The organism is Cognatundibacterium squillarum (genome assembly GCF_014652435.1).
Taxonomy (GTDB): Bacteria; Pseudomonadota; Gammaproteobacteria; order Burkholderiales; family Burkholderiaceae_D; genus Undibacterium; species Undibacterium squillarum.
In genome coordinates this window covers 26,635-50,036 of sequence record NZ_BMYU01000010.1, presented here as the reverse complement: position 1 = coordinate 50,036, position 23,402 = coordinate 26,635, and the positions used below count along the sequence as shown (strand labels likewise).

Below are 23,402 nucleotides of genomic sequence, written 5' to 3'. Positions count from 1 at the left end.
GTCTGTTCTTACATGCAGGCGGGATCTGCAGGAAACGCAAAAAAGAAAAACTGCCGGCGCTGTCAGCGACCGGCAGTTTTTTTATGCCCGTTCAGAATGCTTCCGGATGCGCCAGAATATCGTGCAGCTTGGCGAACAAGACATCAATATGCGATTTGTCCAGAATCAGCGGTGGCGACAAGGCAATGATGTCACCGGTCGTGCGGATAAGCACGCCTTCCGCAAAGGCTTTTTTGTAGACAGCCATCGCCCGCGCTCCCGGCTTGCCCGGCACCGTTTCCAGTTCAATCGCGCCGATCAGTCCCAGATTGCGGATATCCGCCACATGCGGCAATCCTTTCAGCGAATGCAGCGCTGTCTCCCAGTAAGCCGCCATACCCGCTGCGTGGTGCAGAATACCTTCTTCTTTAAATACCCGCAGTGTCGCCAGACCGGCGGCGCAGGCCAGCGGGTGGCCGGAATAGGTATAGCCGTGGAAAAATTCTATGCCTGCAGGGCTGTCTGCCAGCGTCTGATAGATTTTCGGATGACTGAACACAGCACCCATCGGCACCACGCCATTGGTTAAGCCTTTGGCGGTGGTCATCAGATCCGGCGTTACCCCGAAATAGTCACTGGCAAATGGTGTGGTTAATCGTCCGAATCCGGTAATCACCTCGTCAAAAATTAATAAGATGCCGTGCTGATCACACAACTGGCGCAATCGCTGCAGATAACCGGCGGGTGGCAGTATCACGCCGGCGGAACCGGAAACCGGTTCCACAATCACGGCGGCAATCGTCGACACATCGTGCAGCTGAATCAGGCGTTCCAGATCGTCCGCCAGTTCCGCGCCGTGTTGCGGTAAGCCTTTGCTGAAACGGTTTTCCGGCAAGGCAGTGTGACGCAGATAATCCACGCCCTGCAGCAAAGGGCCGAATTGTTTACGGTTGGCCGGTAAGCCGCCGACCGACATTCCGCCGAAACCGACACCGTGGTAAGCGCGCTCACGACCGATGAAACGGGTACGCTGCGCTTCGCCGCGCGCACGGTGATACGCCAGCACCATTTTCATCGCCGTATCCACAGCTTCGGAACCGGAGTTGGTGTAAAACACTTGCCCGAATTTGTGACCACTGTACTCAATCAGTTGTTCTGCAAATTCAAAAGCAGCCGGATGTCCCATCTGAAACGCTGGCGCGTAATCCAGCGTGGCGATTGCCTGTTGCACCGCTTCCACAATTTTCGGATGCGAGTGTCCGGCGGGAACACACCACAAGCCGGCAGTACCGTCCAGAATCGCACGTCCCTGCTCATCGTAGTAATACATGCCTTTGGCCGATGCCACGATGCGGGGTGCCTGTTTGTAATCGCGGTTTGCCGTGAATGGCATCCAGTAAGCCTGCATTTGCGCTGAAGTCGGCATAGTCTCTCCTTTAACCCGGTTGGCGGCGTTGCGTTTGCATACCTGTATCCGGTCTATGCTAACCGCCGCTGCCAGTGATCCACATATACACTGCACTGTACTGCCAACAACTGTGCAGACAAGCCGACCAGTACAGTTTATATTGTGATGGTCTTCACGTATTTTCCACTGCCATGAATGTTCAGTCTCCCCTGCCCGGCATTCCCGAACTGACGCTGCAACGCCACAGCGATATCAGTCTGGTCGATCAGATTGTGCAAGCGATACAACAGCAGATTCAAAACCGCTTACTGAAGCCGGGGGCGCGTCTGCTGTCGGTCAGGCAATTTGCTGCGCAATATCAGGTCAGTACGTTCACGGTGGTGGAAGCCTACGAAAGACTGATTAATCTGGGACTGACCGAAGCGCGGCGCGGTGCGGGTTATTTTGTAAAGAAACGTGCTGCGACCGATCTGCAGGCCAGCGTACGCGAGCCGGCGTTTGATGCGCTGAGTCCGGACTGGTACAGCGGCGTCAGCGCCTCGCTACTGACCGGTTCCGGCTGGCTGCCACCGGAATGGTATGGCGCCGATACCCTGCCCGATGCGGTACGGCAAGCGATGCGGATTCCGGCGCAGCGACTGCGTGGTTACGGCCATCCGGCCGGATTTCCGGCACTGCGCCAGCATCTGGCACAAACGCTGTCGCAGGATTTGTTCACGGTGTCGGCTGATCAGATTTTGCTGACCCACGGTGCAACCCATGCATTTGATCTGATTCTGCGCTGCCAGTGCAAACCGGGCGATACGGTCATGATAGAAACGCCGGGCTACAGCAATCTGATGGCGCTGGTTCGTGCCCACGGTTGCCAGCTGATCGGCATTCCGCGCACGGCAGACGGGCTGGATCTGCAAGCATTGCAAAGTCTGGCGGCAGAACACAAGCCGCGCCTGATGTTTGTTAACACAGTACTTCAGAATCCTATCGGCACCAGTCTCAGCCAGCCGCAGGCGCACCGCTTGCTGGCACTGGCAGAACAGCATCAGTTTTATCTGGTGGAAGATGATATCTACCGCGAACTGAGTGTGCGCAATGCACCGTCGCTGGCAGCGCTGGACGGCTTACAACGGGTTTTCCGTATCGGCAGCTACTCAAAAACCCTGTCACCGAGTCTGCGGGTAGGTTCCGTCTGCGTACCGGGAGACCTGATGCCGCAACTGCTGCAAATGAAAATGCTGAGCGGCCTGACGACATCTGAAATCAATGAGCGCGCGGTGTTACATGCGATTCAGTCCGGCCAGTACCGGCGCATGCTGGAACGTCTGCGCCGTCATCTGGATCTGGCGCAGCAGGAAGTGCAGGAACAATTTGCCACAATGGGATTGCAGTTACTGGCCAAACCGGAGGGTGGCATGTTTCTGAGTGCCGGTTTGCCCGACAGCAGGCTGGATGCGCGCGAAGTCGCTGACCGTGCCCGTGGCGACGGCATATTGCTGGCACCATCTGCCTTTTTCGAAACCGGTACCAGCCATGCATGCTGGTGGCGGTTTAATGTGGCACACGCCAATGATGCGCGGCTGTTTCAGTTTTTCCGCCAGTTGCTGCAATCGCTCTGAAATTAAGGCGCTGATCAGCCAGCGCCATATTTTCTGATGGCACACAACGCATCGCCGCTGCGCCGGAGAGTATGCAGAAAACCTGATCGCATATGCTATCCTGCTGGCATTCTCCGATACTCCTGACTCAGCACTATGCGCGTTCCGGCTATCCCTGCCAATGAAGCTCTGCGACTGAAAACTCTGCACGAGAGTGGCTTGCTGGATACGCCGCCGGAAGAACGTTTCGACCGGCTGACGCGGCTGGCACAAGCCCTGTTTCAGGTGCCGGTAGCGCTGGTGTCTCTGGTGGACAGTAACCGCCAGTGGTTTAAATCCTGCCAGGGATTAGACGCCCTTGAAACGCCGCGTGATATTTCCTTTTGCGGACATGCCATTCTGGGCGATCAGATTCTCTGCATTCCCGATGCCTTACTGGATGAGCGCTTCGCCGATAATCCGCTGGTGACCGGAGAACCGCATATCCGTTTCTATGCCGGCGCACCGCTGCGTGCACGCAACGGCGCCAAAATCGGTACGCTGTGCGTGATCGGGCGTGAAGCAATGCAGCCCACACAGCAACAACTGGCAGGTTTACGCGATCTGGCCGATTGCGTGGAAGCCGAAGTCCGCGGCATGCTGGCACAGCGCCAGCACGGTGCTTTACTGACGCTGACCCGTATTACCGCACTGTCATCGGAAGACAACCTGATGTTGCTGCGCGATATGCTGGCACTCGGTTGCGAGTATCTGCAAATGGAGCGCGCCGTGATTTCCAGAATTCAGGGCGATCAGATTGATTTACTCGCGCACTATCCGGAACAGGACCCCTTACTGAATGTGTTTCCGGTACCGCGCGGCGCATCCTATTCCGATTTACTGAACCATACCCATCAGGTTCTGTGTATTGAGCACATGGCGCTCAGCCCGTATGCCAGCCATCCCAGCTATCAGCGTTTCGGCCAGGAATGCTATGCAGGCGCACCGGTCTTTGTGAATCAGGTGCGCTACGGCACGCTGGGATTTTCATCGCGTCAGCCACGGCAGCAAGCTTTCACAGATCCAGAAATTGAATTCATCACGATTCTTTCCGACTGGATCAGCGCAACCCTGCGCCGGCTGGAACTGGACCGTTCGCTGCATCAGCAGCAGCAAATTAATGAAGCGATTGCAAAAGCGCAGAGTTATTTCATCAGCGGCGACGATTTAAATCCCGGTTTTGAATTACTGCTGGACCGCGTGACGCAACTGACCGACAGTGAATTCGGTTTTATCGGCGAAGTGCTGTACGAACACGGTCAGCCGTATCTGAAATTGTTTGCGGTGACCAACATCGCCTGGGATCAGCACAGCCACGAACATTATCGTTTAAGTAAAACCAAGGGCATCGAATTCCGCAATCTGAATTCGCTGTTCGGCAAAGTCATGACATCGCGGGAAATCGTGATTTCGAATGATCCGGCACAGGATCCGCGTTCCGGCGGCACACCGGAAGGTCATCCACCGCTGAAAGCGTTTATGGGCTTGCCTGTGCATCATCAGGGACAAATGCTGGCAGTGGTTGGTCTGGGAAACCGGGCCGGTGGCTATGAAGCCGGCAATGCGGAAATCCTGCATCCGGTGCTGATCGCGATCGGGCAACTGGTGTCTGCGTGGCGCTACCGCAAGCAGCATCAGGAAAGTGAACGCCGGCTGGCGAATATCATTGAAGGTACGCAGATCGGCACCTGGGAATGCCATATCCCAACCGGTAATACCGTGTTTAACGAACGCTGGGCGCAAATGCTGGGTTACACGCTGGAAGAATTGCAGCCGACATCTGCCGCTACCTGGCTGGATATTCTGCATCCCGACGATAAACCCGCAGTCACGGCGATGGTGGAGCGGCACTTCCGCGGCGAAATCCCGTTTTTTGATCTGGTCACCCGGCTGCGCCACAAAAACGGCCACTGGGTCTGGATACGCGACCGTGGCTGCGTCGTCAGTTGGGACAATGACGGCAATCCGCTGGTCATGTCCGGCAGTCATCAGGACATCACGCAGGAAAGGCTGGCAGAAGAAAAACTGGCACATGCCTATGCCCTGCTGGAACAGTCGAATGCCGCCGCAAGAATCGGTACTTGGGAATACGACATCGGCAGCGGCCAGTTCTTCTGGAGCCGCGTGACACGTGAAATCCATGAGGCGGGTGACAAGGAAGTCAGCTCAGCAGAACAGGTACTGGCATTTTACAAAGCCGGAAAACACCGAGACCGGCTGGCAGGCTTACTCAACAGCGCCGTGCATGAAGGCATAGGATTTGATCAGGAATTTAAATTAATCACGCCGCTGCTGAATCTGCGCTGGGTACGGGTGATTGCTGTTCCTCAGTTAAAAGATCAGCAATTATCCAGTGTCTACGGCATCGTACAGGATATCACCGCACAAAAAGAACAGGCGCAAACGCTGCAGGAACATGCCGCCCATATTCAGGCGATTCTGGATAATGTGTCGGAAGGCATCGTCACCATCAGCCATCAGGGTTTGCTGGATGCGATCAATCCGGCTGCAGCCCGCCTGTTCGGTTACGAGAAAGAAGATTTAATCGGTCAGCATGTGCGCTGCCTGTTTGCGAATCAGGATGAACAATGGAATGTGCTGTCAGAAATCCGCGCCATGTTGCCGGGGAATTTGCCAGCCGCACCGCGTGAACTGGAAGCGCGTTGTCAGGACGGCCATGTCATCACGGTGGATGTGTCGGTGTCGGTGGTGCGTCGCCAGAGCAAACCTTTATACATTGCCCTGCTGCGCGACATCACCGAGCGCAAACGTCTGGAAAACATTAAGTCGGAATTTATTTCTACGGTCAGCCATGAATTACGCACGCCGCTGACTTCGATCTCCGGCGCGCTGAGTCTGATACTCGGCGGCGCTACCGGTGACTTACCGCCATCGCTGGCACCGCTGCTGAATATCGCGGCACAAAACAGTCAGCGCCTGACCAGCCTGATCAATGATTTGCTGGATATGGAAAAATTGTCTGCAGGTCAGCTGGCACTGCATATACAGACACTGGCGCTGGAACCACTGCTGCAACAGGGAATCGACAGCAATCAGACCTTCGGCGCAAGACGCGCTGTCCGGCTGGCATTACAGGGTGATGTACCTGCAGTCAGTGTAGAAGTGGATAACCTGCGCTTTATGCAGGTGCTGTCGAATTTATTGTCCAATGCTGTGAAATATTCGCCGTCCGGCGAAACCGTTTCGGTACGGGCCAGCATGGCGGGCGAACGGGTGCGGGTGGAAGTCTGCGATCAGGGCAGCGGCATTCCGCCGGAATTCCGTCCGCGCATTTTCCAGAAATTCGCGCAGGCGGATTCTTCCGATACCCGTGAACGCGGCGGAACCGGGCTGGGGCTGGCGATTACCCGCGAACTGGTGGAACGCATGGGCGGACAAATCGGCTTTGACTCTGAACCGGGACAAGGTACCTGCTTTTACGTGGAGCTGCCGTGCAGCCCGCTGCCCGCTGAGCAGGTATAATGCCGGGTTCGCGCTGACGATGGCACAGACAGGCAGTTGCCACTCCGGCACGCGCGGCGCACATGCTGTCAGGCTGTATTGCTGACACTGCGCTTTCCATTTTCGATGTTCACCCTGCACAGATTGCACACGCAATCGCAACAGCTTTTTCAGGAATCCGACCACCATGATCGTACTCGGCGTTGAATCCTCTTGTGATGAGACAGGTCTTGCTCTTTATGACACCCAAAAGGGTTTGCTGGCGCATGCCCTGCATTCACAAATCGCCATGCATCAGGAGTACGGTGGCGTGGTGCCGGAACTGGCATCGCGCGATCACATTCGCCGCACTCTGCCCTTACTGGAGCAAGTGTTTGCGGAATCCGGTGTACAGCGTGAAGCGATTGATGCGATTGCTTTTACACAAGGGCCGGGTCTGGCCGGCGCTTTGCTGGTTGGCGCATCGTTTGCCAACGGTCTGGCGATGGCGCTGAACAAACCGGTGATCGGCGTTCACCATCTGGAAGGCCATTTACTTTCGCCGCTGCTGGCGAGCAATCCGCCGTCTTTCCCGTTTGTGGCCTTGCTGGTATCCGGCGGTCATACCCAGCTGATGCGGGTTGATGGCGTCGGTCAGTACACGCTGCTCGGCGAAACGCTGGATGATGCGGCCGGCGAAGCGTTCGACAAATCCGCCAAACTGCTGGGCTTGCCGTATCCGGGTGGTCCGGCAATTTCACAACTGGCGGAACAGGGTAATCCGGACAGCTTCCAGTTTCCGCGTCCGATGATGCATTCCAAAGATTTCCAGTTCAGTTTTTCCGGCCTGAAAACCGCCGTGCTGACCGCAGTCAAAGCCCAGCCTGAACCTTTATCCGATACCGTCAAAGCCGATATCGCACGCGGCTTTGTCGATGCGATTGTGGAAGTGCTGGTGCATAAATGCATGAAAGCGCTGAAAGAAACCGGCCTGCAGCGTCTGGTGATTGCCGGTGGTGTCGGTGCTAACCGCCAGCTGCGCAATGCGCTGAACACGGCGGCCGCCCGACGCAAATATCAGGTGTTTTATCCGGAGCTGGAATTCTGTACCGATAACGGCGCGATGATTGCGTTTGCCGGTGCGATGCGCCTGCAGTCCGATCCCACACTCGCGCGCAGTGAATACGGCTTCAACGTCAATCCGCGCTGGGCTTTACAAGGTCTGAATACCGCGCAGGGCTGATCCCTGCGCTGCTCCGCCGCCTGCCCTTCCTCAGTACGCAGATAGTCGCCCACTTGCTGTCTGCGAATAGCAAGAGAACGCCCCGGCAAGCTTCCGGGTGCCTGAAGAGCCCCGGAAACAGCCCAAATGCGGACTTTCGCACAGCGATCCGTCGGTCGTCGGCAGAAAGTCCGGCTCTCCGGAAATGCCTGATGCGGAGTTCTGCACAATCACTCACCACTTTGCAGATGCTGCAGCCATAAAAAAACGCGCTGTTCAGTAACACAGCGCGTTTCGTTTTCTTCAGCTGACAGGGTTAGCGTCAGGCTTTTTTCTTACTGCCGATTTTGCTTTCCTTGCCACTCATCAGATTCGCAATATTCTGATGGTGACGGTAAATCAGTAAGCCGCTCATGATGAAAATCGCCAGCAATACGGCATCAGAACCAAACACCATGCCGTAGATCATCGGCGCAGAAGCTGCGGCGATCAGTGCGGCCAGCGAGGAGTAACGGGTGGCAAACGCCACCAGCAGCCAGACTGCCAGCACGCCCAGCCCCAGTTCCCAGCGAATCCCGATCAGCACACCGGCAGCGGTAGCGACACCTTTACCGCCGATAAAGCGGAAAAATACGGGCCACAAATGGCCGATAAATGCCGCCAGCCCGACCAGCGCGATACCGGCTTCCGACAAATCAGCGGCATGGGCGTAACGCTGCGCCAGCCATACCGCCAGCCAACCTTTGACCGCATCGCCCAGTAAAGTCAGAATGGCCGCCGCCTTATTGCCGCTACGCAACACATTGGTCGCGCCGGGATTTTTGGAGCCATAGGTGCGCGGATCGGACAAGCCCATCAGCTTACTGACCACTACCGCAAACGATACCGAACCCAACAGATACGCCAGTACAACCGCAATCAGAGTATTCATAAACTTCCTGAAAATCGGGGAATCACGCAGATTCTCCCTTCAAAATGAGATAAAAACGCTATTTTACCGGAAGCAGACCGGATTTCCCTACTGCCGGTGTGGTAAGCCTGTGGTGTTGCCGCGATGCTTAATCGATTGCCACATCCACTGCTGTAACCGGCAATAAAGATGGTAACTGTGACGGATCAATCGACACCAGAAAACCGCGGCGGCCGCCATTGATATAAATCCGCTCCAGCGCCAGCACCGAACGTTCCACATACACCGGCATCGCTTTACGTGTACCGAACGGCGATGTGCCGCCCACCAGATAACCGGAATGGCGTTGCGCCACTTCCGGCTTGCACGGCTCTACCGATTTACAACCGGCCTGACGTGCCAGATTTTTGGTCGATACTTTTTTATCGCCGTGCATCAGCACAATCAGCGGCTGCGCTTTTTCATCCTGCATCACCAGCGTTTTAATCACCACATGCTCGTCCACACCCAGTTCACGCGATGACACCGCAGTGCCGCCGTGCTCTTCATACGGATAAGGATGCTCACCAAACGCAACCTTGCGCTGCTTCAGCCACTGGGTTGCCGGTGTCTCTGATACGTGTTCTTTCTTGGCCAATGCCTGCTCCTGTTGCACTTATGTTGAGTTTGCCATTTTACGATACGGTGGCGGCCCGAATCATATCCTTGTCATTGTAGTGTTTTGACATCAACGCCACTGTTTAATATTCACCAAAACTCATATTTTTCAAAATTTTTGCAATAGCTAAAAGAAATTCCAAGAAAACTGATTTAATGCACTGCCTTTAAATATATTTACAGCATATTTCATTGCTATAATTTCTTATTTGCAATAGCCAACCTTTTTTCTTCAGAGAGAAGGCGCAACCTTCCCTCGCTCAATATCCGGTCTTACCGGACACTTCAGGAGTATGTATGTTCACAACAAAAACTAGTGTTGCTTTGGTTCGCATGGCACTGGCCAGTCTGGCGGGCGTTGCGATTCTGCCCGCTGTTGCGCAGGAAAAAAGTACCGCCGAACCAAAGGTGCAGCGTGTTGAAATTACCGGTTCCAATATTAAACGCCTCGATAAAGAAGGCGTTTCACCGGTAACGACCATCACCAAAGAGCAAATCGCCCGCTCGGGTGCTACCTCAGTCATGGATCTGATGCGTGATCTGGCAGCAATTGGCAATAACGGCGGAGAGTACGCAGGATCAAATTCATTCCGTAATGGTGCAACCGAAGCCAGCCTGCGTGGCTTACCAACTTTGGTACTGCTGAACGGTTACCGTTTGCCGATGTCCGGTTCTGACGGCTATTCCGGCGGTACATCAGTTGACCTGAATACCCTGCCACTGGCCGCGATTGAACGCGTTGAAGTGTTAAAAGACGGTGCTTCAGCGATTTACGGCACTGATGCAGTCGGCGGCGTGATTAACTTCATTACCAAACAGTCATCGACCGGTGTCACCGTTGATGCAAGTATCGGCAGAACGACCTGGAATGACGGCGGCGTAGGTAAAGCCTCTGTTTCCGGCGGTTTCGGTGACCGCGGTCAGGATAACTTCAACCTGACTTATGCACTGTCCGCTGAAAAAACGCAGGCTATCCGCGGCAAAGACCGTGACTGGGCCAATAAAACCGACTTCACTTCCATGGGCGGTCTGTACCAGGGTTCAGTATATGGCGCAAAAGGGACTGATCCGGGCACCTTATCCTTGGGAGGTTCGCAACGTATGCCCGATCCGGCATGCGATGCCGCACACACAAAACCATATCCCGATGCACCTGAGTGGTTTGCCGCACCAAACCGCAATGCCTGTATGTACTCAACGGCCGAAGGCATAGACTTGCGCTCCCCGATGAATCGCTACAGCCTGACATCGGTACTGAATTACGACGTCAGTGAAAACACCTCACTGTTCGCACAGTTGTTCATGAATCACTACGACACCAAAATGACTGCGCCACCTTCGTGGATCCAAAATGCAGACCGTTCAGGGGCAATGCGTGTCGCAGCCAACAATCCATTCAATACCTACGGAGTTCCGGTTGTCATTCGTCGCCTGTTCCCTGCCGCTGAGGGTGGTGCAAAGTCTGATGTGAACTCTGTCTGGATGGTGGCAGGAGCAAAAACGACTCTGAAAGACTGGGAACTGTCATTCAGCGCAGGGCACAGCGAAGAGCGCGGTGATATCCGCGTGCTGGGTTCTTATATGCACGACAAAATGCAGGATTATCTGAATACCGGCAAATTCAATCCTTTTGGCGGCAACAATAACTCTGCGCAGATCATCAATGAGCTGACTGCGGATCAGTTTGTCAAAACCAAAGCCAAAACAGACTTTGTAAAACTGCTGGCTTCCACCGAACTGAGCAAGCTGCCGGGCGGTGCGATCGGACTGGCGCTGGGAACAGAAGCGAAACGTGAATCGATCAGCTATACCCCGTCCTCTGCATGGCAAAATGGTGAAATCGCGAACTACACCATTCTGCGTGGCATTAATGGCTCAGAAAACCTGAAAGCACTGTTTGGTGAAGTCAGCCTGCCATTACTGAAATCACTCGAAGTCCAGGCTGCAGTACGCTATGACAATTACCAGTATGCTGGCAGCACGACGAACCCTAAGCTGGGCATACGCTGGAAAGCAATGGATCAGCTGATGGTTCGTACCAGCTACAGTACCGGATTCCGCGCACCATCGTTGTCTCAGCGTTTCAGTGAAGGTCGCGGTGGTTTTGGTATGACCCGCGATCCGAAACGCTGCCTGACCGGCAACGTCTACTTTGAACAGTCTTGCAGTGGCAGCGTTCTGTCGCTGGTGTCCGGTACAAAAGACCTGCAACCGGAAAAATCATCACAGTTCAATCTCGGCTTTATTTTTGAACCGACCCAGAATCTGAGTTTGGGTCTGACTTACTGGAATATCCGATGGACGAACCGTATCGACTCGCTCGATAACGATATCGTCCTGGCCGGCGAAGACGGTGCATACAAAAATAATGTTACCCGTTTGCCGGTATCACAGGATGATCTGGATGCATACAATGCGCTCACTCCGGCACAACGTACCGCAATGGGTCCATTGGTTGGCCGTCTGAAGCAATTAACTGTTGGTTTTATCAACCGCAGTAAAGTCACCACCAGCGGTTTTGATCTGGACGCAAGTTACACGATCAAAACACCGGAAGCCGGTAAATTCCGCATTTACGGTGATTCAACTTATACCGTTAAATATGACACTTCTTTGCTGGAAGGCGATCCGCTGATTAATTGCCACGGCACGATGGGCTGCGAAAGCGGACAGTATCGCAATCCTTCATTTATCGGCAATCTGGGGGTTGCATGGGAAAAAGGTGCCTGGGCAACGAACACCAGCCTGAAATACACTTCGGCTTATCATGTTCCGAGAAATCCGGATGATACGATTAACCGCTATTACGACATGTACGAGCGTGGTTTCATGGTCGGTGCATCCACAGTTGTAAACGCATCCGTTACCTATACAGGTTTCAAAAATACCACTTTGCGCGTTGGTGTTAATAATCTGTTTAACCGTGATCCGTCATTCGATGTTTCCTCGTCGATCGGTTACGATCGCGAATTCGGAGACCCGCGCGGACGTTATGTCTATGTTTCCGGCAGCTATCGTTTCTAAATTCTTGTAAGTTTAGCGACAATAAAAAGCCAGTCAGAAATCTGACTGGCTTTTTTACATCAAACACCTTATTGCTTACTGGCAGGTGCCAGATGCTTCGCGAGGAATTTTTCCACTTTTTCACCCCAGGCAATCCGGTTGGCTTCGCGATACCAGTTATGTTCTTCACCGGTCATCACCACCCATTCCACTTCATTGCCTTGCGCGCGCAGCTTGTCACGCATTTTTTCACCATGAATCAGCGGAACGCGGATATCTTCACTGCCGTAACCCATCAGTACAGGGGCTTTGATACGGGCAGCGTTGCCGATAGCGGATACTTTTTCAAAGTAAGCGCCGTCTTTGTCCGGATCACCGTGCATCAGACGACCCAGATTATCCATGTAAGGACCGGACATATCTGACCACGTTACGGTGAACAGCATTTTCACGTCGGTCACACCTACCCAGTTCACACCGCAGCGATACAGATCCGGATCTTTGGCAAGGCCGTACATGGTCGCGTAACCGCCATAGCTGGCACCGATAATGCAGACGCGGGATGGATCAACCACACCCTGACTGATCAGGTTTTTCACGCCATCCGTCACGTCATCCTGCATCGCCAGACCCCATTGTTTCCAGCCTGCTGTGTGATGCTTCCAGCCAAAGCCGGTGGACATACGGAATTGCGGTTGCAACACAGCGTAACCACGTGAAGCCAGCATTTGCACCATGCCATCGTAACCGTAGCTGTCACGCGCATGTGGCCCACCGTGAACAAAGGCGATCAGCGGCAGTTTTTCTGCTTTCTTTCCTTCCGGCAGTGTCAGATACGCAGGGACAGGCAAGCCGTCACGGGCGTTGTACTGAATGACTTTGGTTTCAGACAACTTCTTGCCTTCCAGTTCCGGCTTCATCACATACAACGGTTCCAGCTTGCGCTTAGCGACATCGTAAAAATAGACTGAACCCGGATTAGCTGCACTGTAGGTATACACCACAACGCTGTCACCGCTCCACTGGAAGAAATATTCTTGTCCGGGGAAGCTGGCGCGGAAAGTCGCATCCAGACGTGCGTAATCTTCATCAAAATACACGTACTCCGGTTTCATTGCTGCTACCGGTGCGCCGACAATCTTTTTACGGCTACTGTCAAAGCGAACGTTTTCCACATCAGCCTGCGGATGATCTGCCAGCATTTCGCCGACCGTATTTTTGGCAAAATCCCACAAATAAACCGCTTTCTTATCACGGCCATTAAAGCGACCGGCGACCAGCATGGTTTTATTATCGAAGTCAAAACCGGCGATTTCCATCTCACGGCCTTCATCAATGAATGCCTGATAAATCGCTTTCCACGGTGCATTTTCTCCATCGCGGTAATACACCGTCTGGCGAATGCGTTTGCTACCCGGCTCCACATCCAGTGCAGAGCCTGCGCGCACAACACGGGCATGATCCAGTGTCCATTCGCTGACTTTGCCGGGGTTATTAAAGGTGAGCAGGGTTGCCTTGCCGGTCAGTGTGTCCAGACGGAAAACATCCGATGCACCGAGGGCAGCATCACGGCCACGCTCGTTATTTACCACAATCAGATCGGTGGAATCGTCACCGGCACGCGCCAGCACCTGATACGGCTTGTACGGAATATTGTTACCCATCGCTTCTTTCAGCGTCGGGGTCAGCTTACGGAAACGGCTGCCATCGGTATTCACCGCAAACAAGCCACCACCGCGCTGGTCTTCATAGACAGCATCTTTGCCTTTACTGAGGCTGAACACCAGACGCTCGTTATTCACCCAGATCGGATTGGCAATATCCCAGTCAGGATCGGAAGCAATCACTCTTGGTGTGCGGGAATCGAGACGTATCACCGCCAGTACATTGCGGCCATTGCGCGGCGTCAGGACCGCGAGCGTTTTACCATCCGGTGACAGGGAAGGAATACCGGAATACTGTGATGCTTTAAAAAAATCCGCGACCGGAATGGATGCATCTGCCATTGCCGGCATAGTCATGAACGGTGCTGCGAGCAATGCACCGGCCAGTATCAGACGACGTAAAGAATTCATGCCTGAGCCTTTGAAAAGTAAATCGGGAAATCTGGCATTGTCTGCGAAAGCAGATGGTCACTCGTGACCGCATTCACTGATGCAGACAAGCAATTCAGCATATACAGGTAAAAAAAATGCCGGAATCTTGCGATTCCGGCATTTCCGGACTGTGATTACTTAAATTTGTAATCAGCAGTCAGCATGAAATAACGACCAACAGTGCTGTGCAGTGAAGATGCAGCCACTGCCTGAGCGGATGTCGCGCTCGGTGCAAATGGTGGCATGGTGTCGAACAGATTGCGAATCGCAAAACTGAGCTTCAGGTTTTTCATCAGGCCACTGTAGCTGCCACCCAGATTGACCGTGGTGAACGAACCGATGTCACCACACAGGTTTGCATAGCCTTGTTGTTCAAAAGTACATGGCTGAGTGAAGTCATCTTTCGCAGACATTTTGCCAACGTAGTTCACGTCAGCAGACAAACGCCATGCTGCTTTTTCCCATGCCAGACCCATGGTTGCCATCACGCGTGGCTGACCACGGCTGCCTGCATACTCAATCGGTTCACTTTCCGGTGCCGGTGCAGCTTTGTAAGAATGATTGTAAGTTACATTCAGGCTAGGATTAAAACGACCGTACTCACCGCCATTGAAGTGACCATTCAGTGTCAGATCAGCGCCGCGTACACGTGTTTGCGCCAGATTGGTCAGCAACAGACGAACATTAGTGATTTCACCGGCTGTTGCACCTGCAGCAGCATCTGCAGCAGACAAAGGATCACGGGTGATCACTGCTGCTGAGTTACCTGCATAACGACCAGGATTGGACAGAACGGTAGCCAGATCGAAGGTTGTAATCTCGTCTTTCCGTTTGATCTGCCAGAAGTCCAGCGTTGCATCGAACCATTTTGTCGGTTCCCAGACCAGACCCAGTGTGAAGCTGTCTGCAGTTTCCGGTTTCAGACCAGGGTTAGAGCCGCTTTCGTACGCACTGCTCCACTGGCAGCCAGCGGTGAACTTATCGTTACAACGGGCAGGGTCACGGTAGGACAGGAAAGCTTTTTTGATCTGGGTGGAGTTTTCCACCAGAGTCGGTGCACGGAAGCCGGTTGCATACGTACCACGGATCAGCAGTGTCGGATCAGCATTCCATTTCAGACCCAGTTTTGGTGTAGTCGAGCTGCCGTAGTCAGAGTAATTGTCGTAACGCACAGCAACGGACGCTTCCAGATTTTTCAACAGTGGTGCGTTCATTTCTGTGTAGAACGAGCCAATGTTACGGCCGCGGCGGTATCCCGGCTCAGCCTGTGCCCAGTGGTACAGTTCACCAGCCACTGCCAGATCAGCAGGCGTGACTTCCAGTGTTTCACGACGTGCTTCCACACCAAACGCAGCAGACAACGGACCTGCCGGCAATTGCAGCAGATCGCCGCTCAGTTTGCCATCCCACAGATACATGCCAGATTTGAAGTTGCTGGCCGCATCTGTCACGATTTTGCTCAGCAGTGCTGCGTTGTTTGCAGACTGACCAAACAGGAAAGTGCCATTTTTGTATGCGTCGATGAATGGTGTCTTCAGAATACCGGAAGTCGCTTTGGAATCAACTTTACTGGTGTTGACCATGAATGCGGTTTCCCAGTCCCAGCTCTTAAAGCTGCCCTTGACGCCAGCCAGATAACGGGAGAACAAGGTAGTGTTGGTCAGACCCTGGCCAGGGAAGTCACTCAGCGATGCGCGTACACGTACGGTGCCATTGCCGCCTGCCAGCGTTTTACCTGTGACCGGATCAATCAGGTCTTTCGGATATTGCGGATGCGTAATTGGCAGTGCCGGTGTATCCAGACCATTCTGACCAGCAAACCAGTGCGGCACACCAGAAATCTGCGCCTTATTCTGGTTAATCATCACTTCAGCAAATGCTTCTGTGTCAGCATTGATTTGCCATGTACCACGGCTAGTCAGACCAACACGCTCAGTGTCACCGGCAGAATTGTATTTACTGTCTTTCAGATCGTCATAAACGCAGACACTGCCGATCGAATTTGCACCGAATACGGTCGATGCCGGCACCAGATTGTTCGCCGGGCAGTTTGCATCCAGCGTACGGGTGACGAATTTACCGGTCGCCTTGTCAGTCCAGTACAGGTTACCCGGGTAAGTATAAATAGAACGATTATCTTTATAGCCCCACGGACGCAGATCTTCGGTGCTCAGATAGCCATCACGTTTGTTGATGTACATCGGTTTTACCTGACGCACATCCAGTGTCGCATAGACGTTGTAGTGGTCTTCAACCAGACTACCAAAACCATAGCTCGCGCTGGCACGGTATTGCTCACCGTCGTTACGTTGTGAGCGGCCTACCGAACCGGTTACTGCTGCGCCCTGATAGTTGTTACGCAGGATGATGTTAACAACACCCGCCATAGCTTCAGAGCCGTAGATCGCAGATGCGCCGTCTTTCAGAATTTCGATGCGCTCTACCGCACCGATCGGGACAGAGTTCAGATCAACGAAAGTCGTCTGGTATTCCGGCTGCGCATAGGCTGCCAGGCGGCGGCCATTAATCAGTACCAGTGTTGCCTGGCTACCGATACCACGCAGATTCAGGCCGGCTGCACCAGCGGTAAAACCATTCGTACGGTTTTCATCAATACCACCGATGTTGGCAGATACGCCGCGCAAAACATCATTCAGGGATGTCGCACCACCACGTACCAGCTCTTCTTTAGAGATGACCTGTACCGGCGATGCGGTTTCGATGTTCACACGTTTGATGTTGGAACCGGTGATTTCAACACGCTGCACCGGCGCGTTGTCATTCTTTTTAGACTCCTCCTTTGCTTTTACTTCCTGAGCAAAAGCAGTCGTAGTCATCGTGCAGAATCCTATGCCTGCCAGCGCAAGCGTCAGACGACTCAGTTTCATGGATAACCTTTCTTATCGTTATATACACATTCTTTATGGCTGACAGGCGTACTATCTCCATCACCCGTGCCTGTATTCCGGCACAGCGACTGCCTGGTTTTCAGTCGCGACCGTACCGGAAAAATGATTATCTAACGTTACAGTTTGTTACCCGCCAATTTTTTTTCGAGCACAATCAGAATTGCCCGCAAGAAAGTTGGTTAAAACTGAGTTTTATTTTGAAAAGAAGAATAAAATTCCGTCAAAAAGCTTAATATATTTAACTAAGCCTGAATTTTTGCCATGTTTATGCACATTTATGCAATTAAATTGATGCGCAGAAATATGTTGTATTTACACATAAATAAGCATATCTTTTTTCTAACTAATTATAAAAATGCATAATTTTTTTGCAAGATTTGAGTCTAATCAGGTTTAACCACGCGGATGATGTTCTGCATGCAACTGCTTCAGACGCTCTCTGGCGACGTGGGTGTAGATCTGCGTAGTGGTGATATCTGCATGACCGAGCAGCAACTGCACCACACGTAAATCTGCCCCGTGATTCAATAAATGTGTGGCAAATGCGTGACGCATCGTATGGGGGGACAAATGCTGTTCAATACCTGCTTTCAGGGCATGCTTTTTAATCAGTACCCAGAACATCTGGCGTGTCATCGGTCCGCCGCGCTGCGTTACAAATAAGGCATCAGACACCTGCCCCTGCAGGATCGCTGAGCGGCTGTCGCTAAGATAGCGCTCCAGCCAGCTGCCGGCATGTTCACCAAACGGTATCAGGCGCGTTTTTCCGCCCTTGCCAGTTACACGCAGGACGTTTTCTTTCAGACTGATTTCTGTTGTCTTCAATTGCACCAGCTCACTGACACGCAAACCGCTCGCATACATCAGCTCCAGCATGGTGCGATCCCTGACACCAAGCGGCGATTCGTCAGGCGCATTCAGTAAAGCTTCAACCACATCTTCACTCATGGTCTTGGGAATGCGTAATCCCTGACGCGCAGATTTCAGGCGCAGACAGGGGTCATCCTGAATTTGCTGTTCCCGCAGCAGCCACTGATAAAGACGTTTGACAGAACTCAGCCTGCGATTTGCCGAGCTGGGCTTGGCCTCAGCATTCCTTTCCTGCAGGTACCCGCTGATCTGATCGGATGTTGCTTGTGTCAGCGATACTGCCTCGTGCTGCTGCAACCAGGATGCAAACTGAAATAAGTCCGTACGGTAAGCATCGATGGAATTTTTTGCCAGACCTTCTTCCAACAGCAACATGTCGCAAAACGCGTCCAGGGTTTGTTGCCAGTTATCTGGCAATACAACGCTGTTCTCGGGATAACGACTCACCAGCTTGCTCCTTCATGCTGCAATAGCCAGCGCTTAACGCCGACATGGAATCCGGCATCCAGATCGCTGCCGGCAAATCCGCCAATGCCGCTGGCACTGATGACACGGTGGCAGGGAATAATCAATGGAAACCAGTTTGCACCGCAAGCCTGACCAACCGCTCTGGGAGCAGAGCGTAATTGCTTCGCGACGGCACCGTAAGTCAGCACTTCACCACGGGGAATGGCGGCAATCGCCTGCCACACCTTTTGCTGAAAGCCAGTACCAACACTTGCCAGCGGTAAGTTGAACCGGAAATCCGGATCAGCAAGATAACGTTGCACCTGTATCGCAACCTGCTCAGTAAGCGCATCCGCAGGCGATTTTTCCCGGTACGATGGTGGCAGGTAGCACAGCTCCAGCACTTCGCCCGCTGCTGTTCTAACGCCGACACCTCCAAATGGTGCAGCAATCACAGCCTGAAACAGCGAGTCATTCAATTCGGCTCTCCAAAAGAAAAAAGGCGCATCCCAGGATGCGCCTTTAAATTATATGCGTACTTCCGAGCCATTTTTATGCTGGCTTTCTGAAAGCACGTGTCTCCTCTGTGTACGGTATGAATACCGTTTTCTCGCACTACCGCCTTGTAAATCTGTACAGCAAATTACGAACCTGCGCAAATATAGCACGGCATCAAATCAGAAACAAAAAAAACTACGGGTTACTACGGATCCCCGGCACAAGTTGTTGTGGAATTGTAAAAACAACCCTGAATTCAGGAATTTATGTTATGCGAATCTGATCTCATTTAACGCCTTTGTCTTCCCGCGCTTTTTGCGTTTCGCGGTTGATATCACGCAGCAAATCGCTGCCAACCCGTAACTCCATTTCACGCTGCACAGGCATCAGCGCGCGCTGCCATTCTGCCCGCTCAGACTTGCCCGGGTAATACACCTGCAATCCAGGCATAGCCTTCAGTGTATCCAGTGCCTGATCGTTTTCCTGCTGAGCAATATCGTTGGCATAGCGGGTGGCTGCCTTCATCGCCGCTTCCAGCTCAAAACGGATATCCGCAGGCAAACTCTCCCAGAATTTTTTATTGACGATGACGGCATAACCCAGGTATCCGTGGTTAGTTACCGTAATATGTTTTTGCACTTCAAACATCCGCTGTGTCAGCAGATTACTGGGTGGATTTTCGGTTGCATCGGCAGCACCGGTTTTTAATGCCTGATAAACCTCTGCAAAATTTGTTACCTGCGGGCTGGCGCCAAGTGCGCGTGTCTGGGCATCAAGTACCTTTGATGCCTGAATACGAAACTTCAATCCCCGTAAATCTGCCGGTGTTTTTATCTGGCGATTGGCTGAAATGACTTTAAATCCGTTATCCCAGTAGGCAAGACCGATAATGCCTTTAGGTTCCAGTTTTCGTAACAGGCTACGGCCTGTTCTGCCCTCTGTAACGGCATGCAAGGACTGCTTATCAGGAAAAAGAAAAGGGATGTCGAAGGCTTCAAATTCTTTGATGCCAAGCGGACCGAATTTTGCGAGTGATGGCGCGAGCATTTGCACAGCACCAAGCTGTAATGCCTCCAGCTCTTCACGGTCTTTATACAGCTTACTGTCAGGATAAATATCAACCCTGACCTTACCGCGGGTCGCTTTTTCTGCGAGTTGCTTAAAGCGTTCAGCCGCCATACCCTTTGGCGTATCCGCTGCAACAACATGGCTGAACTTGATCACAATCGGCGTTTGCGCATACACGGCAGGCGACAGCATCATTGCAGCCAGAATCAGGCGGCGCATCCGTTTGCCCTGCATGACATTCCCCTTTTTAGATTGATTCACTGAATGCGATAAGAAAAAACTGACGCTGGTCTGAAGGGCGTGCTGAACTCTGTTCGGGCCCGGCATAAGGCGCTATTTTCGCATGCGGATGAGACTTTAACGGCGGGAAAAAGTTCGCAGCATTATTGGCTGCTCGCTGCGACTAACGCAAGTGTGGAAATCCACTAGGAACGGCATTTCACTGCACAGAAATAAATACGCGCACTCTGAAAAACCACATACAGCGCGTGCCGTTGGCATACTTCAGCTGTTGCCCTTACACCATGCCCTCAGGAACCTGCGTACGAAGATGAAGCCAATCAGGGTAAGATGCTGGCATTCATACAATTTGTCTTTGCTCTGTTCCGATGCTGACTAAATACGCCAACTGGCCTGCTCAAAAATGGCGCTGGATAATGCCTATCCTGCTGCTGTCTTTGTTTCTGGCCACACTGATCTGGTTGCCGTGGCAGGCACAGCGTATGGAGGCTAACGAGCGGCAGGAACAGCTAATTGCCGATACTTTATGGGTTGAACAAACCATCATGTTCCAACTCAACCGGAATGACGAAGTCGTACGTCAGATAGGGGCAGATATCGTCAATCTCGGTATCAGTCCTGAACAAGTCCTGGAACGCTTTCGCCAGATTCTGAGTAATAACCGTGAAGTCTCCCGCCTGAGCTGGCTGGACCCGAATGAGCAAATTCTGGTGACAACCGAAAAAGGTGCAGAAGGTCTGATGCGTCGTCCGAAACCGGCCATCATTACATCCAGCCTGTTTGAAATCGACAGAAAAACCCGCTGCTTTCAGCCAGCGCTGGATACGGAACAGCAAATGAACAGCTATCTGATCAGTTGCCAGATTCCCTTGTACCGCCAGAACCGGCATTACGGCAGTGTTGTGATCAGTTATTTTGCAAACGGGCTGCTGGACGAGTTGATTCCCTGGTGGTTTGCGCAGGAAAATCAGGTTTCCATCGTTGATAACGATGAGACTGTTTACGCAACACGTACTGCCGGTGGTATCGGTAAAAACATCTACAGTCATAATCGCGCACTCGAACTCCCCGGACTGAGTCTGATACTGCGCACAAACAGCATTAAAGCAGAACCAAAAATTCTGTCGAATATGCTGGTCGTCACCGTCATTCTGTTATCGGTGGGACTGATATGGAGCCTGCTTGCGTTATGGCGGGATATCAACCGCCGGCTGGCGGCGGAGGGCGCTTTGCGTCAGCAATTGATTTTCCGCAGTGCCATGGAAAACTCGCTGGTAACAGGCTTAAGAGCCCGTGACATGCAGGGCCGCCTGACCTATGTCAATCCGGCATTTTGCAAAATGATCGGCATTCCGGCCGAAGAATTAATCGGACGTATTCCCCCGCTACCATACTGGGCGCCGGAAGCCTACGAAGAATATGAAGAGCGTTACCGCCAGCTGCTAAGCGGAACAGTGCCCGCCGAGGGATTTGAAACGGTCTACCAGCATGCAGACGGCACCCGCATTCCTGTACTGATTTATGAATCACCCCTGATTGATGAAACCGGGCAGCAAGCCGGGTGGATGAGTTCGATTCTGGATATTTCCGAATTGCGCCACGCGCAGGAACTGACCCGTCAGCAAGAAGAAAAATTGCATGTCAGTGCAAAGCTGGCGACCATGGGTGAACTTGCATCGATGCTGGCACACGAGCTGAATCAGCCTCTGGCGGCGATTTCCAGCTATACCACCGCAACTTCCAATATGCTGGAAGCCGGGGAAGATGACCGCAGTCTGTTGCGCAGTGCACTGGAAAAAATCAATGCGCAGGCACAGCGTGCCGGACAAATCATACGCAGCGTGTACGATGTCGTAAAAAAACGCGAACCGGCCCGGCAACTGATTTCAGTTCAGCAGATCATACAAAATGCCATGCCGCTGATTGAGCTGCAGGCGCAGGCGCTGCGCATTCCGGTTCATTACGACATTGCATCTGATCTGCCCTCCATCATGGCTGATCCGGTGTTGCTGGAGCAGGTATTACTGAATCTCAGCCGCAATGCGGTTGAGGCCATGCATGGCACAACACCCGCCCGGCGACTATTGCAGATTCAGGCTGACTTTCAGCCTGACAGTCATGAAGTGATTATTCAGATAAGAGACCGTGGTCACGGCATTTCAGAAGAAGTTGCCGCCCGCTTGTTTTCACCATTCTTCACGACCAAAAGTGCTGGCATGGGTATGGGGCTCAACATATGCCGGACTGCGATAGAATTCCATGGCGGACGACTGACGCACGGCGCAAATCCCGATGGCGGTACGGTATTCCGCATCAGTCTGCCGGTACCTCAGGAATCCTGATGCAGCAAAAAACCGCACAACGAAAGAACTGGAGCATGCATGTTACACATCATTGATGATGAAGAAGTCATCCGCGATTCCCTTTCCTGGCTCGCCCGCTCGCGCAAAATACCTGCAACCGGCTATGCCAGCAGCGAACAATTCCTGAGCACGCTGGAAAACCAGTTCAGTTTTGATCGTGACGGCGACTGTATTTTGCTGGATGTCCGTATGCCGGGACTCTCAGGTATCAGCCTGTTTGATGCACTGTCCGCTAAAAAACTGACACGCCGTCTGCCGGTCATTTTTCTGACTGGCCACGGTGATGTACCGATGGCAGTCGATAGTCTGAAGCGTGGTGCCTTCGATTTTTTTGAAAAGCCATTCAACGATAACAAACTGATGGACCGCGTTCTGGAAGCACTTGCCTCTTCTCGGGAAGCGGGTGTCACGGCGCAGATTCATGACCGGCTGGCCAGTTTATCGAGCCGTGAACGTGAAGTGCTGGACCTGATCCTGCAAGGGAAGATGAACAAAGTGATCGCCGATGAGCTGGGTATCAGTATGCGCACTGTTGAAGTTCACCGCGCCCATATTTTCGACAAAATGCAAGTAAAAACTGCTGTTGAGCTTGCAGGCATGCTCAAATAAATACCGCAAGCTTTCCCGTCTAGCTCCGACCCGCAGTCATTGCGGTTGCCG

The 23,402-nt window shown here is 52.8% G+C and carries 14 protein-coding genes; 6 read left to right on the top strand and 8 right to left on the bottom strand.

All coding sequences use genetic code 11. From position 1 onward, the window contains the following. Positions 1-91: 91 nt before the first annotated feature. Positions 92-1,405, bottom strand: a complete 1,314-nt coding sequence (gene aptA, locus IE092_RS16475) for an omega-aminotransferase AptA (RefSeq protein ID WP_229793223.1) — start codon at positions 1,403-1,405, stop codon at positions 92-94. 173 nt (positions 1,406-1,578) lie between these two features. Here aptA and IE092_RS16470 point away from each other — a divergent pair, with 173 nt between their 5' ends. The 3 genes from IE092_RS16470 to tsaD all read left to right on the top strand — a co-directional run bounded on the left by IE092_RS16470 (position 1,579) and on the right by tsaD (position 7,702). Next, positions 1,579-3,000 carry an aminotransferase-like domain-containing protein gene (locus IE092_RS16470; protein ID WP_189358402.1) on the top strand — a complete coding sequence of 474 codons (1,422 nt, stop codon included), beginning with the start codon at positions 1,579-1,581 and terminating at the stop codon, positions 2,998-3,000. Positions 3,001-3,135: 135 nt separating this feature from the next. Next, positions 3,136-6,501: a PAS domain S-box protein gene (locus IE092_RS16465; RefSeq protein WP_189358400.1), complete on the top strand. Its 3,366-nt coding sequence runs from the start codon at positions 3,136-3,138 to the stop codon at positions 6,499-6,501. A gap of 166 nt (positions 6,502-6,667) precedes the next feature. Beyond that, the gene (gene tsaD / locus IE092_RS16460) at positions 6,668-7,702 is read left to right on the top strand and encodes a tRNA (adenosine(37)-N6)-threonylcarbamoyltransferase complex transferase subunit TsaD (RefSeq protein ID WP_189358398.1); all 1,035 of its coding nucleotides are present in this window, start codon (positions 6,668-6,670) and stop codon (positions 7,700-7,702) included. Positions 7,703-8,003: 301 nt separating this feature from the next. Here tsaD and plsY read toward each other — a convergent pair whose 3' ends face one another. Both plsY and ybaK read right to left on the bottom strand, forming a co-directional pair. Then, complete coding sequence (plsY, locus tag IE092_RS16455; RefSeq protein WP_189358396.1) at positions 8,004-8,612, bottom strand: glycerol-3-phosphate 1-O-acyltransferase PlsY; 609 nt, start codon at positions 8,610-8,612, stop codon at positions 8,004-8,006. Positions 8,613-8,739: 127 nt separating this feature from the next. After that, a complete protein-coding gene (gene ybaK, locus IE092_RS16450) occupies positions 8,740-9,228 on the bottom strand; it encodes a Cys-tRNA(Pro) deacylase (RefSeq protein WP_189358394.1) in 489 nt (162 codons plus the stop codon). A 317-nt stretch (positions 9,229-9,545) separates the two neighbouring features. Here ybaK and IE092_RS16445 point away from each other — a divergent pair, with 317 nt between their 5' ends. After that, positions 9,546-12,272: a TonB-dependent receptor plug domain-containing protein gene (locus IE092_RS16445; RefSeq protein WP_189358392.1), complete on the top strand. Its 2,727-nt coding sequence runs from the start codon at positions 9,546-9,548 to the stop codon at positions 12,270-12,272. A 68-nt stretch (positions 12,273-12,340) separates the two neighbouring features. Here the strand turns inward: IE092_RS16445 and IE092_RS16440 are convergent, their stop codons facing one another. From IE092_RS16440 to IE092_RS16420, 5 genes are all read right to left on the bottom strand, one after another. Further along, complete coding sequence (locus IE092_RS16440; protein WP_189358390.1) at positions 12,341-14,326, bottom strand: S9 family peptidase; 1,986 nt, start codon at positions 14,324-14,326, stop codon at positions 12,341-12,343. Between the two features lie 155 nt (positions 14,327-14,481). Then, entirely contained in the window at positions 14,482-17,235 is a 2,754-nt protein-coding gene (locus IE092_RS16435; RefSeq protein ID WP_189358388.1) for a TonB-dependent receptor, read from the bottom strand. Positions 17,236-17,649: 414 nt separating this feature from the next. Continuing rightward, positions 17,650-18,501, bottom strand: coding sequence for a site-specific tyrosine recombinase XerD (gene xerD / locus IE092_RS16430; protein ID WP_189358516.1), 852 nt, complete (start codon positions 18,499-18,501; stop codon positions 17,650-17,652). A 68-nt stretch (positions 18,502-18,569) separates the two neighbouring features. Beyond that, positions 18,570-19,052, bottom strand: coding sequence for a methylated-DNA--[protein]-cysteine S-methyltransferase (locus IE092_RS16425; RefSeq protein WP_189358386.1), 483 nt, complete (start codon positions 19,050-19,052; stop codon positions 18,570-18,572). Between the two features lie 304 nt (positions 19,053-19,356). Next, positions 19,357-20,373 (bottom strand): DctP family TRAP transporter solute-binding subunit, encoded by a 1,017-nt coding sequence (locus IE092_RS16420; protein WP_189358385.1) that lies wholly within the window; start codon positions 20,371-20,373, stop codon positions 19,357-19,359. A gap of 422 nt (positions 20,374-20,795) precedes the next feature. Here IE092_RS16420 and IE092_RS16415 point away from each other — a divergent pair, with 422 nt between their 5' ends. Both IE092_RS16415 and IE092_RS16410 read left to right on the top strand, forming a co-directional pair. After that, positions 20,796-22,721, top strand: coding sequence for a sensor histidine kinase (locus tag IE092_RS16415; protein WP_229793222.1), 1,926 nt, complete (start codon positions 20,796-20,798; stop codon positions 22,719-22,721). Positions 22,722-22,760: 39 nt separating this feature from the next. Further along, positions 22,761-23,351: a response regulator transcription factor gene (locus IE092_RS16410; RefSeq protein ID WP_189358381.1), complete on the top strand. Its 591-nt coding sequence runs from the start codon at positions 22,761-22,763 to the stop codon at positions 23,349-23,351. The last annotated feature ends 51 nt before the right edge of the window (positions 23,352-23,402 follow it).

Excerpts from the sequence above, each read along its gene's own strand:
- aptA (WP_229793223.1), bottom strand. The coding sequence starts at position 1,405 with ATGCCGACTTCAGCGCAAATGCAGGCTTACTGGATGCCATTCACGGCA.
- IE092_RS16470 (WP_189358402.1), top strand. The coding sequence starts at position 1,579 with ATGAATGTTCAGTCTCCCCTGCCCGGCATTCCCGAACTGACGCTGCAA.
- IE092_RS16465 (WP_189358400.1), top strand. The coding sequence starts at position 3,136 with ATGCGCGTTCCGGCTATCCCTGCCAATGAAGCTCTGCGACTGAAAACT.
- tsaD (WP_189358398.1), top strand. The coding sequence starts at position 6,668 with ATGATCGTACTCGGCGTTGAATCCTCTTGTGATGAGACAGGTCTTGCT.
- plsY (WP_189358396.1), bottom strand. The coding sequence starts at position 8,612 with ATGAATACTCTGATTGCGGTTGTACTGGCGTATCTGTTGGGTTCGGTA.
- IE092_RS16445 (WP_189358392.1), top strand. The coding sequence starts at position 9,546 with ATGTTCACAACAAAAACTAGTGTTGCTTTGGTTCGCATGGCACTGGCC.
- IE092_RS16440 (WP_189358390.1), bottom strand. The coding sequence starts at position 14,326 with ATGAATTCTTTACGTCGTCTGATACTGGCCGGTGCATTGCTCGCAGCA.
- IE092_RS16435 (WP_189358388.1), bottom strand. The coding sequence starts at position 17,235 with ATGAAACTGAGTCGTCTGACGCTTGCGCTGGCAGGCATAGGATTCTGC.
- xerD (WP_189358516.1), bottom strand. The coding sequence starts at position 18,501 with ATGTTGCTGTTGGAAGAAGGTCTGGCAAAAAATTCCATCGATGCTTAC.
- IE092_RS16420 (WP_189358385.1), bottom strand. The coding sequence starts at position 20,373 with ATGCAGGGCAAACGGATGCGCCGCCTGATTCTGGCTGCAATGATGCTG.
- IE092_RS16415 (WP_229793222.1), top strand. The coding sequence starts at position 20,796 with ATGCCTATCCTGCTGCTGTCTTTGTTTCTGGCCACACTGATCTGGTTG.
- IE092_RS16410 (WP_189358381.1), top strand. The coding sequence starts at position 22,761 with ATGTTACACATCATTGATGATGAAGAAGTCATCCGCGATTCCCTTTCC.